The sequence below is a fragment of the Phytohabitans maris genome, from assembly GCF_031085175.1.
Classification (GTDB): Bacteria; Actinomycetota; Actinomycetes; order Mycobacteriales; family Micromonosporaceae; genus Phytohabitans; species Phytohabitans maris.
This window is the reverse complement of the sequence record NZ_JAVHUY010000015.1, coordinates 194,966-208,399: the sequence shown is the minus strand read 5'-3', so window position 1 is coordinate 208,399 and position 13,434 is coordinate 194,966. Positions and strand designations below refer to the sequence as shown.

The 13,434-nt window shown below is 74.5% G+C and carries 11 protein-coding genes; 4 read left to right on the top strand and 7 right to left on the bottom strand.

What is annotated here, in order from left to right:
* Together RB614_RS18140 and RB614_RS18135 are read right to left on the bottom strand one after the other, a co-directional pair.
* On the bottom strand, positions 1–1,335 hold a 1,335-nt coding region (locus RB614_RS18140), incomplete at its 3' end, for a D-alanyl-D-alanine carboxypeptidase family protein (RefSeq protein WP_428983034.1).
* 60 nt (positions 1,336–1,395) lie between these two features.
* A complete protein-coding gene (locus RB614_RS18135) occupies positions 1,396–1,800 on the bottom strand; it encodes an SsgA family sporulation/cell division regulator (RefSeq protein WP_173164868.1) in 405 nt (134 codons plus the stop codon).
* A gap of 153 nt (positions 1,801–1,953) precedes the next feature.
* Here RB614_RS18135 and RB614_RS18130 point away from each other — a divergent pair, with 153 nt between their 5' ends.
* The 4 genes from RB614_RS18130 to RB614_RS18115 all read left to right on the top strand — a co-directional run bounded on the left by RB614_RS18130 (position 1,954) and on the right by RB614_RS18115 (position 6,267).
* Positions 1,954–3,273, top strand: coding sequence for a radical SAM protein (locus RB614_RS18130; protein ID WP_308713707.1), 1,320 nt, complete (start codon positions 1,954–1,956; stop codon positions 3,271–3,273).
* Entirely contained in the window at positions 3,270–3,914 is a 645-nt protein-coding gene (locus tag RB614_RS18125) for a ThuA domain-containing protein (RefSeq protein WP_308713706.1), read from the top strand. The genes RB614_RS18130 and RB614_RS18125 overlap by 4 nt, the downstream gene beginning before the upstream one ends.
* Complete coding sequence (locus RB614_RS18120) at positions 3,901–5,328, top strand: M28 family peptidase (RefSeq protein WP_308713705.1); 1,428 nt, start codon at positions 3,901–3,903, stop codon at positions 5,326–5,328. The genes RB614_RS18125 and RB614_RS18120 overlap by 14 nt, the downstream gene beginning before the upstream one ends.
* Before the next feature lie 324 nt (positions 5,329–5,652).
* A complete protein-coding gene (locus RB614_RS18115; RefSeq protein WP_308713704.1) occupies positions 5,653–6,267 on the top strand; it encodes a response regulator transcription factor in 615 nt (204 codons plus the stop codon).
* Positions 6,268–6,273: 6 nt separating this feature from the next.
* On the opposite strand, the gene RB614_RS18110 is transcribed toward RB614_RS18115, so the two are convergent.
* The 5 genes from RB614_RS18110 to RB614_RS18090 all read right to left on the bottom strand — a co-directional run bounded on the left by RB614_RS18110 (position 6,274) and on the right by RB614_RS18090 (position 13,369).
* Entirely contained in the window at positions 6,274–7,965 is a 1,692-nt protein-coding gene (locus RB614_RS18110) for an ABC transporter ATP-binding protein (RefSeq protein WP_308713703.1), read from the bottom strand.
* Positions 7,966–8,017: 52 nt separating this feature from the next.
* A complete protein-coding gene (locus RB614_RS18105) occupies positions 8,018–9,673 on the bottom strand; it encodes an ABC transporter ATP-binding protein (protein WP_308713702.1) in 1,656 nt (551 codons plus the stop codon).
* 55 nt (positions 9,674–9,728) lie between these two features.
* Positions 9,729–9,881 carry a SapB/AmfS family lanthipeptide gene (locus RB614_RS18100; RefSeq protein ID WP_308713701.1) on the bottom strand — a complete coding sequence of 51 codons (153 nt, stop codon included), beginning with the start codon at positions 9,879–9,881 and terminating at the stop codon, positions 9,729–9,731.
* A gap of 14 nt (positions 9,882–9,895) precedes the next feature.
* Positions 9,896–12,616, bottom strand: a complete 2,721-nt coding sequence (gene lanKC / locus RB614_RS18095; protein WP_308713700.1) for a class III lanthionine synthetase LanKC — start codon at positions 12,614–12,616, stop codon at positions 9,896–9,898.
* Positions 12,617–12,787: 171 nt separating this feature from the next.
* The gene (locus RB614_RS18090) at positions 12,788–13,369 is read right to left on the bottom strand and encodes a response regulator transcription factor (RefSeq protein ID WP_308713699.1); all 582 of its coding nucleotides are present in this window, start codon (positions 13,367–13,369) and stop codon (positions 12,788–12,790) included.
* Positions 13,370–13,434 lie beyond the last annotated feature (65 nt).

Below are 13,434 nucleotides of genomic sequence, written 5' to 3'. Positions count from 1 at the left end.
GGCGGGTGGGGGGTCCGGGCGGCGGGCGCGGTCCGGGGCGGCGCGGCGTTCGGCCAAGGCGGCTCGCCGGGCGCGGACCGCGGCGCGGCGGCGGGTGGCGGCGACCAGCATCACCAGGACCACGGCGACCACCGCGACCGTCAGGCCGATGACCGCAGCCGGCGACGAGCCGGGTATGCCGTCCGCGGGTCGTGCGGCCGCGCCCTCCGCGGCGGCGGCGCGGTCCGCGGGCGGGGTGGGCTTGGGGTCGAGCTCGCCGGGCTCGACCAGCCGGCCGACCGACGCGTCCGCGGGGAGGGCGAAGCCCCAGTCGAGGAGCTTGGCGGTCTGCTCGGAGGCGCGGATCGGCCGGGCCTCGGCGCCGAGCACCGCGGCGACCAGCGTACGGTCGCCACGCTTGGCGGCGCCCACGAACGAGTGGCGGGCCAGCGTGGTGAAGCCGCTCTTGCCGCCCAGCGCGCCCGGGTAGTTCTCCAGCAGGGCGTTGTCGTTTTGGATCTGGAAGCCGCGGGTGTCCCTGGGCGGCTGGGGCGGGATCTTCGCGGTCTTCGTCGCCACGTACTTGCGGAAGTCGGGCAGCGCGAACGCCGCGCGGGCGATCAGCACCAGGTCGTACGCGCTGGTGAACTGGCCCGCGCCGTCCAGCCCGGACGGCGTCACCGCGTGGGTCTGCAGGGCGCCGAGGTGGCGGGCCTGCGCGTTCATCGCGGCCACCCCGCCGGCCCGCCCCTTGTCACCGCCGCCGACCCGGGCGAGCACGTTGGCGGCGTCGTTGCCGGAGTCGAAGAGGAGGCCGTACCAGAGCGTCTCGATCGGGTACTTTCCGCCCTCCAGCAGGCCGACCGCCGAGCTGCCGCGCTCGATGTTCAGGTCTTCGCGGGTCACCTGGACGACCTGCTTGGGGTCGAGCTTGGGGATCATCGTGGCGGCGAGCAGCACCTTCTGCACGCTCGCCGGCGTCTCGTACCCGTGCGGGTCGCAGCCCCCCAGCACCTGCCCGGTGTCGAGGTCGGCGACCAGCCACGTGCTCGCGGTGAGCTTGGGTGGGGCGGCGGCGCCGGCGGGGATCGCGAGGCCGGTGGTGGCGAGCGCGTCGCCGCCGACCCGCGCGTTGGCCGGGTCGAGGGCGGGTGGCTTGGGCTTCGGCGGGCGCTGCGGGGGCGGCGAGAGCTTTTCGGTGGGGCACGGCACGACCGGCGCGGCCAACCGAGCGGCCGCCGCCGGACCCGAATGGGCACCGCCCGGCGCGGCCGAAACCGGAGACCCGGACACCACCACGGGTACCGCTGACAGCATCGAGCTGACCAATGCCGCGACCAGGACCCGTCCGTTCATCGCGAACAGGCTAGCCAAACAGAGGACCCGGCGCATCCCCCGGCGACGCTGAGCCACGAGTCAGGCGAGCAGCGAACGAAGCTCCGCGTCCAGGTCGACGTGTCCGGCCTCGCTCCCACGCGGCACGATCGCCAGCATGTCGGCGGCGAACCGGCACAGCGGCAGCCGCGGCAGGTCGATGCCGAGCACGTCGCGGCCGTTGCGCAGCACCACGCTCACCACCGTGCCGCCGGGCTGGAGTCCGACCAGCACGTCGCCCTGCCCGGCCGTGCCGGTGAGGCCGGCGATCAGCAGGTCGCGCGCGAAGACCCAGCAGGACGCCGCGGTGGCGTCGGCGCTGACGATCAGATGGACCGCGTACGGGTCGTCCGCGGCATAGCCCAGCCCGACGCTGACCCTGCCGTCCACCGTCGCCGAGTACGCATGGCCCTCCAGGAGCTGCCATGCCGAGCGCTTCGTCGCCAACCCATCCTCCTCGTCGAAGACCTTATATGTACGTTGGCAACCGCGCTTCGGTTGAATCCGAAAAGACACCTGGGCAGAGCAGAGCGTGATCGGGGGCACACGCGGGGCGGATGATCGCGCGGGACGGCGGCCGGAGGTGGCAGTCTGGAGGCCATGCGGACGCGCACGGATCTTGTCGAAGACCTCATGGGCCGCTTCCCGCACATCCCGCGGGAGGCCGTACTCAAGGAAGATCTGCTCCGCGGAGGCATGGCCTTCGACGACTCGGTGCTCACCGACGGCGACGACGGCGAGGTCAAGCCGAAGTCGTACTTCATCTTCTCCTTCGACCACCGCACCCTCCCCGAGCTCGGCGCCGCGGCGCTGCGCCGCCCGCCGGAGGAGGTGGTGCTCACCGGCGGCCCGTACGAGCTGCGCCGCACGGTGGTGTCCGTGCGGGTCAACCCCGACTCGCCGTACCGGGTGATGGCGGGTGACGACGGCGTGGCGCGCCTGCACCTCGACGGCCGGCCCATCGCGGACGTCGGGCTGCCGCCGATGCCCGACTACTACCGCCACACGCTGGCCAACGGCAAGTCGGTCATGGAGGTCGCGCCCACGATCCAGTGGGGTTATCTCATCTACCTGACGGTCTTCCGGGTCTGCCAGTACTTCGGCGCCAAGGAGGAGTGCCAGTACTGCGACATCAACCACAACTGGCGTCAGCACAAGGCGGCCGGCCGGCCGTACACGGGGGTGAAGCCGGTCGACGAGGTGCTGGAGGCCCTGGCGATCATCGACCGGTACGACACCGCGGGCACCTCGCACGCGTACACGCTGACCGGCGGGAGCGTGACGTCCAAGGTGGACGGTCTGGCGGAGGCCGACTTCTACGGGCGGTACGCCAAGGCGATCGAGGAGCGCTTTCCCGGCCGGTGGATCGGCAAGGTGGTGGCGCAGGCGCTGCCCCGCGCCGACGTGCAGCGCTTCCACGACTACGGGGTGCGGATCTACCACCCCAACTACGAGGTGTGGGACAAGCGCCTCTTCGAGCTCTACTGCCCGGGCAAGGAGCGGTACGTGGGGCGCGCGGAGTGGCACCGCCGGATCCTGGAGTCGGCGGAGGTCTTCGGGCCGCGCAACGTGATCCCCAACTTCGTGGCCGGGATCGAGATGGCCGAGCCGTTCGGCTTCACCACCGTGGACGAGGCGATCGCGTCGACGGCGGAGGGGCTGGAGTACTTCATGTCCCGCGGCATCCTCCCCCGCTTCACCACGTGGTGTCCGGAACCGACCACGCCGCTCGGCCGCACCAACCCGCAGGGCGCGCCGCTGGAGTACCACATCCGGCTGCTGGAGACGTACCGCGCGACGATGGAGGCCAACGGCCTGTCGACCCCGCCCGGGTACGGCCCGCCCGGCGCCGGCAACGCGGTCTTCTCGGTGAGCTCGTTCATGGACACGCTCCCCGCCGACGCGCCCGTGAGCGCGTGAGGGTCCTGGTCTTCTCCCGCACGACCGGGTTCCGGCACGACTCCATCCCCGCCGGCGTGCGGGCCATGCGGGAGCTGCACCCGCGGGTGGCCGCCACGGAAGATCCAACGGCCCTGGAGGACCTGACCGGCGTCGACGCCGTCGTCTTCCTGAACACCAACGGCGACGTGCTCACCGGCGCCGGGCGCGCGGAGCTGGAGCGGTACGTGCGGGGTGGCGGCGGCTTCCTCGGCGTGCACTCGGCGGCGGCGACCGAGTACGGCTGGCCGTTCTACGGCGAGCTGGTCGGCGCGTGGTTCGACAAGCACCCGGCGGTGCAGCCCGCCACGATCACGGTGTCCGATCCGGATCACCCGGCGACCGCCTACCTCCCGGCCGCCTGGGCGCGGGTGGACGAGTGGTACGACTTCCGCTCCCGCCCCGACGCGCGGGTGCTGCTGCGGGTGGACGAGTCGACGTACGCCGGTGGCGGGATGGGCGCGGACCACCCGCTCGCCTGGTGCCACGAGCGGCTCGGCGGCCGGGCCTTCTACACCGCGCTGGGCCACACGATCGAGTCGTACGCCGAGCCGGCGTTTCGAAAGCATCTCTCGAAAGCGCTGGAGTGGGTAACTAACATATCCACGCATGGGCATAGATGAGAGAACCTCTCGACGGGCCTTCATCGCGTCCGCGTCGGCGGCCGCCGCCGTACCGCTGATCGCGGGCGCCGCGGCCCCGGCGTCGGCCGGCGGCCATGGGACGCCACCCGGGCCGGGCCGCCCCATCCAACCCCAACGGCCGAGCCGCGCCCTGCGGGCGCTGCTCGACGACATCGACCGCCGCCGCATCGAGGCCACCGTGCGCCGCCTCGCCGCGTTCGGCACCCGGCACACCCTCTCCAGCCAGGACGACCCCGTCCGCGGCATCGGCGCCGCCCGCGACTGGATCTTCGACGAGCTCAGCGGGTACGCGGCCGCGGCCGGCGGCCGGATGACCGTGGAAAAGCAGTCGTTCACGCAGGAGGCGGGGCCGCGCATCCCGGTGCCCACCGTGATCACGAATGTGGTGGCCACCCTGCGCGGCACCGCCTCGCCCGAGCGGGTGTACGTGATCTCCGGCCACTACGACTCGCGCGTCACCGACGTGCTCGACGGCACCTCCGACTCCCCCGGCGCCAACGACGACGCGTCCGGCGTCGCCGTGGTGATGGAGCTCGCGCGGCTCTTCGCCACCCGGCCGGCGGCGGCGACGCTCGTCTTCACCGCGGTGGCCGGCGAGGAGCAGGGGCTGTTCGGGTCCGCGTTCCAGGCCCGCCAGTACAAGGCGGCCGGCACCGACGTCCAGGGCATGTTCAGCAACGACATCGTCGGCAGCAGCCTCGCCGACGACGGCGTCCGCGACCCGCGCACGATCCGGCTCTTCGCCGAGGGCGTGCCGACCGCGGAGACGCCGGCCGAGGCGTCGGTCCGCCAGTCGGTGGGTGGCGAAAACGACTCGCCGTCGCGCCAGCTCGCCCGCTTCGTGCAGGACGTCGCGGAGCCCGACGCGACCGGGATGGACGTCCGCGTCATCTACCGCCGCGACCGCTACCTGCGCGGCAGCGACCACATCTCCTACCTCCAGCAGGGATATCCGGCGGGCCGCTTCACCGAGCCGAACGAGGACTTCCGCCACCAGCACCAGGACGTGCGGGTCGACGGCGGTGTGCAGTTCGGCGACCTGCCCGAGTTCTGCGACTTCGGGTTCATCACCCGGGTGGCCAAGGTCAACGGCGCCGCGCTCTGGTCGCTGGCCAACGGCCCCGGGACGCCCAAGGGCGTCAACATCCTCACCGCCGCGCTCACCAACGACACCACGTTGCGGTGGCAGCGTGGCACAGATCAGGACCTCGCCGGGTACGAGGTGGTGTGGCGGGAGACGACCGCGCCGGAGTGGACGCACGTGATCCCGGTCGGCGACGTCACCACGACCACGATCGACCTGTCCAAGGACAACGTCTTCTTCGGCGTACGGGCGGTGGACCGCGACGGGCTGCGCAGCCCGGTCGCCTTCCCCACTCCCGCGTCCAGCTGACCGGTGCTCCCCCGTCTCCGGTGAGGCGGTGGCCACGGCGGCCGGGTGGGACCCGGTCGCCGTGGCGCTTTCCGGCCGCGCGAAATGCGTGGCCGGACCCTTTTCTCCCGCCCGCCGAGAATCACGTTTCCGACAGACCCACGCTCTTCGGCGCCAGCGGCCCAAGCGATCATCGACACCCGGCTAGGATGACGCGCGGTTCACCGCTGTGTTACGGATCGATCGCTGCCTGTACGCGTAGATGCGGTGAGCAGCGCGGCAGCGTGGCCGCGCCGCGCGGGTGGGGTGGCGCCCCGGGCGGCGCCGGGGCGAGCGAGGTGCTGGGTGATTCGGGTCCTGCTGGGCCAGCGGGGGCGGTTGGTCCGCGAGGCGCTGTCCGCCGTGATGGCGTCGGCCCACGACATCGAGGTCGTGGCCGAGCTGTCCCGCGCCGACGAGGTGCTCCCGAGCGCCCGCCGCGACCAGCCGAACGTCGCGGTGCTCGACGTCGCCCTCCCCGGCCCGGTCGCGATCGCCGAGCTCTGCCCGACGCTCTGCGCCGCGCTGCCCGCCTGCGGCGTGCTGATCCTGCTCGACCGCCAGTCCGGTGCCGGCGTCGGCCGCTCCCTGGCCCGCCTGGCTCCGCGCGTCGGCTTCCTGGGCGCGGAGACCTCGCCGTACGACCTGGTCGAGAGCGTGCGCCAGCTGGCCCGCGGCGAGCCCGTGCTGGACGCCGAGGTCACCGTCGCCGTGCTCACCGCCGGGGAAAACCCCCTCACCGAGCGCGAGTGCGAGGTGCTCCGCCTGGCGGTGGACGGCGCGCCGGCCAAGGAGATCGCGCAGCGGCTCTACCTGAGCACCGGGACGGTGCGCAACTACCTGTCCCGCGTCCTCACCAAGACCGGCGCCCGCACCCGCATCGAGGCGATCCGGATCGCCCAGGACTCCGGCTGGATCTGACCCGCGTCAGGGCGTCGGTGTCGGGGTGCCGGCGGCGGTCCAGTGCCCGACCAGCTCGCGGTAGAGGGGCGAGCTCGCCAGCAGCGTCTCGTGCCCGCCCAGCGTGGCACCCGTACCGTCGAGCACCAGCACCCGCCGGGCGCGAAACGCGGAGCTGATCCGGTGCGCGATCACGACCAGCGTCCCCGGGCGGGCCGCGAACGCCTCCTCCGCCACCCGCTCCGCCGCCGGGTCCAGGTGGCAGGTCGCCTCGTCGAGCACCGCGACCGGGGCGGGTGAGAGGTACGCGCGGGCGAGGGCGAGCAGCTGCCGCTCCCCCGCCGAGAGCTCGGCCGGGCGCAGGGTGGCGTCGAGGCCGCCGAGGCGGGTGACGAGCGGAGCGGCGCCGACCGCCTCGACCGCGGCGGCCACCCGGGCGTCCGGCGCGGACGGGTGCAGGTAGCTGAGGTTGTCACGGAGCGAGCCGGCGAACGCGTACGCCTCCTGGGGGATCAGCACCCGCGCCCGCTCCGGCACCTCGACCGCCGGGCAGCCGCCGACCAGCACGGTGCCGGCGCCCGGCTCGAGCAGGCCGCAGACCAGACCGGCCAATGTGGACTTGCCGATGCCGCTCGGCCCGACGACCGCGAGGTGGTCGCCCTCGGGCAGGTCCAGGTCGAGGGCGCGGAGCACCGGCTCGGCGTGCCGGCCGTACCCGAAGGTCACGCCGCGCAGCGCGACCGCGTACCCGCGCGGGGTCGCCGGGCGGGGTGGCGGCGCCGGCCGGTCGGTGGCCTCCAGGACCCGGCCGAGCGTGACCACGAAGCGCAGCCCGCTGCCGCCGAGGCCGGCGAAGAGGCGGCTCAGCGCCGGCTGGAGTCCGAAGAGGACGTAGGTCAGTCCACCCAGGACCGCGCCGGCCGTCACGCCCCGGCCGACCAGCCAGGGCCCGGCGGCGAGCACGGCGAGCAGCGGGACCCAGCCGCCGACCGCGAAGCAGAGGGTGCGCAGCGCGGCCACCCCGGCGAGGGCCCGCTCGGCGGCGGCCTGCTCGGCGACCGGGCCGGCGACCATCGCGGCGGCGTGCTCCTCGGCGCCGCGGGCGGCGATGTCGCGGGTGGCGGCGAGCACCGTACCGGCGGTGGCGGCGAGCCGCTCGTCGGCCCGTACGGCCGCGCGGTAGCGGCCGGCGGCGACGCCCAGCGTGGCCACGAACATCGCGCAGCCCAGCGCGAACGGCGGCAGGATCAGCAGCGCCACCAGCGGCGCCACGGAGAGCAGCCCGGCGGCCGCGCCGGCGACGGTGACGAGGAAGCCGCGGCAGACGACGATCAGGCCGGCGTACGTGTCGCGGACGATCTCCACCTGCCGGGTGAGCCGGGCCACCGCGCCGTCGTCGGCCCGTCCCGCCGCGCCGGCCCGCAGCGCACCGGTCACCACCCGGCGGACGAGGTCGTCGCGGACCGGTTCGACCAGGTCGCCGAGGGCGCGGAAGACCTGCCGGGCGCCGACCGCGCCGGCCAGGCCGCAGAGCAGGAGCGCGCCGAGCCAGGCGAGCCCGACCCGCGGGCGGCCGGCCAGGAAGCCGTCGTCGACCGCCCGCGCGACCGCCAGGCCGAGCAGCGCCGAGGGGAGCGCCTCCGGCACCGACCAGGCGGCGAGCGCGAGCGCCGGGCGCCGGCGCAGCCCCGCGACCGCGTACCGAAGCACCGGGTTCACCCGGGGCCCCCGCGTAAACGTGGAGCGCAGCGGAGCGTTTTCGTGGGGTGGTTCATCGGAAGACCTCGCGGTACTCCGGGTCGGCCCACAGGTCCGCGTGCCGGCCCACCGCCCGCACCCGGCCGCCGGCCAGCCACACCACCAGGTCCGCGCGGGCGGCGGTGGCGGCGCGGTGGGTGACGACGAGCCGGGTACGGCCGCCGCCCGACCCGGTCAGCGCGGCCGCGATCCGCACCTCCGTCGCGGTGTCCACACTGGACGTGGCGTCGTCCAGCACCAGCAGCCGCTCGGCGTGCCACGCGCGGGCCAGCCCCAGCCGCTGCGCCTCGCCACCGGACATGGGCGCCTGGGCCAGCGCCGTGTCGTACCCCTCGGGGAGCCGGCTGACGAAGTCGTGTGCGTGCGTCGCGTACGCCGCCGCGCGTACCCGGTCGCGGGAAAGCCCGAGCCCGACGGCGTCGGCGACCGTCCCGCCCACCAGGACCGGGCGTTCGAAGGCGCAGCCGACCGCCGTGCGCAGCGCGGCGCGGCTGAGGTCGGGCAGCGGCACGCCGTCGAGCAGCACCCGGCCGGCGTCGGGGTCGCGCAGGCGGGCGGCGAGGGCGGCGAGGACCGACTTGCCGGCGCCGGACCGGCCGACCACCGCGACCGTCGCCCCGCCGGGGAGCACCAGGTCGACGCCGTCCAGCAGCGGCGCGCCGCCGTCGCTCCGGGCCGAGACCCCCTGGAACTCCACTGTGCCCGGTCCCTCCGGCACTGTGGACGGTCCATGCCGGACGGTGGGGATGTCGAGCACCTCGGCGGCGCGGCGCACCCCGGCGCGGGAGCGGGCGAGCCGGCCGAGCACGCCGGTGAGGGAGCCGAGGCCGGCGCCGATCGCGGCGTACCGGCTGGCGGCGAAGAGGTCGCCGGCGCTGATCCGCCCGGCGGCGAGGGCGAGCCCGCCCGTGGCGAGCACGGCGACGAGCAGGAGCGGGCCGGTGGCGGCGGCCTGGGCGCTGGAACGGCCGAGCACGCGCCAGGTGTCGGCACCCTCGCGGCGCAGGGCGCCGAGCGGTTCGAGGATCCGCCGCCGCTCGCGGTCGACCGTGCCGGCGGCGGCGATCGTGCGGATGCCGGCGAGGGACTCGGCGAGGCGGGCGGCGAGGCGGCCCTGCGTGCGCTGGTACGCGGTGACGGCCGCCGCGGTGTGCCGGGTGAACGCCCGCAGCACCGCGCCGAGCAGCACGAGCCCGGCGAGGAAGACGGCGGCCAGCCACGGGTCGACGGCGGCGAGCAGCACCAGCGCGCCGGCCGGCGGCAGCAGCGCGGTGGCGGCGGCGACCGCGGAGGGGCCGGCCTGCGCGGCCTCGACGGCGTTGCCGGAGACGCGGCTGACGAGGTCGCCGGTCTCGAACGCGCCGGCCCGCCGCGGCCCGATCGCGAGCGTGTGCCGGACCAGCCGGTCGCGCAGCCAGGCGGTGGCGCCGGCGGTGCTCGCGGCGGCCGCGTACGCGCCGGCGATCTCGGCGGCCATGCCGAGCCCGATCAGTCCACATGCGACGGTGATCCAGCCGCCCGGCGCCGCGCCGGCCACGATCGCGTCGATCGCCCGCCCCAGCACGGCCGGGAGGGCGAGCGTGACGCCGGAGCCCACCAGCGCGGAGAGGGCGATGACGGGCAGTCCCGCGCCGCCCTTTCGGACGACCGCGCCGAACGTCGCCGTCACATAGACTCCCTTCGAAGGCCCTGCCGGTACGGCCCGGAGGCTGGGGCGCGGTGGATCAGTTGTGGCAGAGCGTCACGGACAGGACGCTGTGGTCGCCGCAGAGCAGCGCGCTCAGGTCGCTGGCCGAGCAGCTGTGGTTGCTGTGGCTGCTGTTGTTGCCCAGCTCGGTCGCCGGGGTCTCCATCGCCTGCAGGTCGAGCAGTGCCATCGCGGCACCTCCCTCTAGGTTGGTGTTACCTGTCCCGCGCCGGTCGGCGCGGGAGACTGTGCGGCGGCGTCCCACCGGCCGGGCGCGGGAGTCCGCGGGGCCGCGGCGTCCGGGGCGCTCCACGCGCTGGGGTGCAGCAGCGGGAGGTGCACCGGTTCGCCGTGCAGGGCGGCGCCGAGCGCCAGCAGCACCCCGGCCGTGCCGGTGGCGAGGTCCATCGACAGGCGCATCAGCGCGGTGCCGGGGAAGGCGAAGCCGCCGCCGTACGGCAGCGCGTGCCAGCCCAGGTTGCGCACCTGCTTGGCCACGAGCGGGTCGCTGACCGTCCTGGTTGGCTCGCTCCGCTCGCTTCCGCCCCGGACGCCGGTTCGATCCGGGCTGGTCGCTTCGCGCCCAGCTCCGGATCGCCACAGCCCCCGGTCGGGGCCGTGGCCGACCAGGTAGAGCAGGATGCCGGCGCGGCCGGAGAAGAGGCCGGGCAGGATGTACATCGTGGACTGTGCCGCCCGCTCGATCCCCGGTACCGCCGCGGCGAACTCGCCGTCGTCGTGCCGGGCCAGGTACTCGTCCAGCACCAGGCCGATGCCGACGCTGCCCACGTCGAGGTACGGCATCGTCCGCCAGCCCTCGTCGACGTGCAGCTCGCCGCCGTCCCGGGTGACGCAGCGGCGCAGGTCCTGCCGGAGCGCGACCGCGGCCGCGTCGAGGTACCCGCGGTCGCCGGTGTCGTCGTACGCGCGCAGCAGCAACAGGGCCGCCCCGGCTGAGCCGCGCATCAGCCCGGCGTACGGGTTGGCGCCGCCGCTGGTCGCCGGTACGGAGTCCACTGTGCCCAGTCGCTCGGCGGTGAGCTCGGCGGCCCGGTGCGCGGCCACCCGCAGCGCCGGTTCGCCGGTGTGGTCGGCGAGGTGCAGCAGGTTGAGCCCGATGCCGGCGAGCCCGCCGCGCAGGTCGAGGCCGAGCCGCTCCCAGTCCTCCCGCAGGCACAGGTCGACCGTGTCCAGCGCCGGCTGGCGGTGGCCGAGGTGGTCCAGGACGAACGCGGCACCGTGCAGACCGTCGTACAGGCCGAGCGGGGTGCCGCTCTCCGGGGCGGCCACCTTCCGCAGCAGCCACCGCTCCAGCTCCGGGTGCCGGCCGGCGCCGGTGACGGAGAGGGCGTAGAGGACGCCGGCCGCGCCGTACGCGAGGTTGAGCCCGCCGCCGGTGCCGAACTGCTCGATGTCGCCGGGGAAGAGCCGGTCGTCGCGGTCCGGGGTGGCGCTGGCGAGGATGGCCCGGGCCAGGTCGTCGCGGAGCCGCGGCCAGTCGGTGTGCCAGGGCGGCGGCGGTGGCGCGCCGGGTGCGATCACTTCCGCCCCCTCGTCGAGGAACGCGCGCGGCACCGGGAAGTGTTCGGCGACGACCTCGGCGTGGCGGCGGACCACCGGCCGGTGCAGCCAGGTCATGTTGCTGAGCGGGAGGAAGAGCGCGAAGCGCAGGCAGGCCAGGCCGTACCGGTCGACGTCGAAGCCGGTGGTGCCGCGGGGCGGGCTGAAGCCCTGGTTGCCCAGCGCCGGCCGGGTCGCCTCCTCGACCGGGGCGGCCACCTCGTAGTCGACCAGGTACGTCTCGCCCTCCTCGGTGACCAGCACGTTGAACATGTGCATGTCGCCGTAGACGATGCCGCGCTGGTGGATACAGTGGACGGTCCGCTCGACCTGGGCGTGGACCCGCAGCGCCCAGCGCGCGTACTCGGCGGCCGCGTCCGGGCCGGGGTCGGCGTCGACCAGCGGGTAGCGGCGGACCACCGCCTTGTTGAGCGGGGTGCCGTCGACGTGCTCCATCGCCAGGAAGCGGTGCTCGCCGACCGAGAAGAGGTCGAGCGCCTCGGGCACCCCGGGGATCCCGGCGAGGCGGCGCAGCACGTCGTACTCCCGCTCGACCCGGCGCACCGCGTCGTCGCCGCGGGCGTCGATGCCGGCGTGCGGCCGCCCCTCCTTGAGCACGACGCGGCGGCCGGTCGCCTTCTCGGTGCCGGCGTAGATGCCGCCGCCGTTGGAGAAGTGGAGCACCCGCTCGATCGTGTACGGCAGGTCGGCGACGCTGACCGCGTTGCGGGCGGCCAGGTGTGGCGCGAGGAAGTCGGGGAGCGTCACCCACTGCGGCACGTGGAAGACCGGCGCCCGCCGGTCCGGCACCAGCGTCCCGGTCGGGTCGGCGATCGCGGGTACGACCGTGCCGTCCGGCCCGACGCAGAACCGGCTGGTGAACGCCCCGTACCGCACGTGCAGCGGCCCGGCGCCCCAGCGCAGGTCGCTCAGGATGTACGGGTTCTCCGCGCCGTCGAGCAGGTCGCCGAGCTCGCGCAGGACCGTGTGGCAGGCCCCGTCGTCGACCGGGTAGATCGTGACGAGCTTCCCGCTGTAGCCGCGCGGCGCGTACTTGGAGACGCGGGCGAGCAGCGCGGAGGGCGAGCGGAGGAACTTGAAGTCGACGCCGCGCGGCACGCAGTAGTCCCAGACGGTGTCGAGGACCCAGTCGGCGTTGCCGAGGGTGGCCGAGACGTGGATCTTCCACCCCTGGGCCGGTACGTCCCGGCCGCTGCTGAAGATCCACCAGTCGTCCCGCTCGTGCCGGCTCCAGCCCGCGGGCAGGGCGCGCTCGGCGGTGCGGAACGACGCTTTCCGGGTGGAGTGGAGGGCGTCGTAGAACAACGGGCTCGCCATGCAGAACGCTTCGTATCGATCGTCCATACGGCCACCCGCCTTCGTTCCTTCGTATTGACGAAGCTCATCCTGACGACGGAGTGGGACGGGCTCTAGTGCCGGCCGTCACCTCCGCGAGATGACGAAAGCGTTGGCTACGCGTGGGTAATTCACACGCGGATAGTGGCATTACCTATCGCACTTATAGGTGCTTGTGGATCAGATCCAGCCCGATTCCTGTGCTATCCGGACGGCTTCGATACGCGTACGCGCGCCGGCCTTGGCCACGACTCGGGACAGGTAGTTGCGCACGGTGCCGGGCGAGAGGTGCAGCCGCGCCGCGATGTCCTTGGCCGGCGACCCGGTCGCGGCGATCTCCAGGATCTCGGTCTCCCGCTCGGTCAGCGGGTTCTTCCGGGCCAGCGCCGCCGCGGCCAGCCGGGCGTCGGCGACCGGCTCGCCCCGGGCCAGCCGCCGGACCCCGTCCACCACCCGCTGCGGCGCGACGTGGTCGCCGAGGAAGCCGCAGGGCTGTGCCTGCCGGCGTACCGCCACGGCGAGCCGCCGCGCCTGGCGCTGGGAGGCGAGCACGAGCGCCGGGCAGGGCAGCCGCCGGTGCGGGACCGCCATCGCGTCGACGTCGGTCACGACCACGTCGGGCCGCAGCGACCGGATCAGGGCCGCCGCGTCGTCGCCCCCGTTGCCCTCACCCACGACCTCGATGTCGTCCTGCGCCGACAGGACGAAGGCGAGCGCTCCGCGGACCAGCGCACCATCGAGAATCAACAATGTCCTGATCACGGATAATCTTTAGCACACGTACTTGACGACCGCTCGACTAGCGCACCACCCGCGCCTTTTCTCCC

Bases quoted from the DNA above. Each gene is read 5' to 3' on its own strand.
- RB614_RS18120 (WP_308713705.1), top strand. From the start codon at position 3,901: ATGGGCATAGATGAGAGAACCTCTCGACGGGCCTTCATCGCGTCCGCG.
- RB614_RS18130 (WP_308713707.1), top strand. From the start codon at position 1,954: ATGCGGACGCGCACGGATCTTGTCGAAGACCTCATGGGCCGCTTCCCG.
- lanKC (WP_308713700.1), bottom strand. From the start codon at position 12,616: ATGGACGATCGATACGAAGCGTTCTGCATGGCGAGCCCGTTGTTCTAC.
- RB614_RS18100 (WP_308713701.1), bottom strand. From the start codon at position 9,881: ATGGCACTGCTCGACCTGCAGGCGATGGAGACCCCGGCGACCGAGCTG.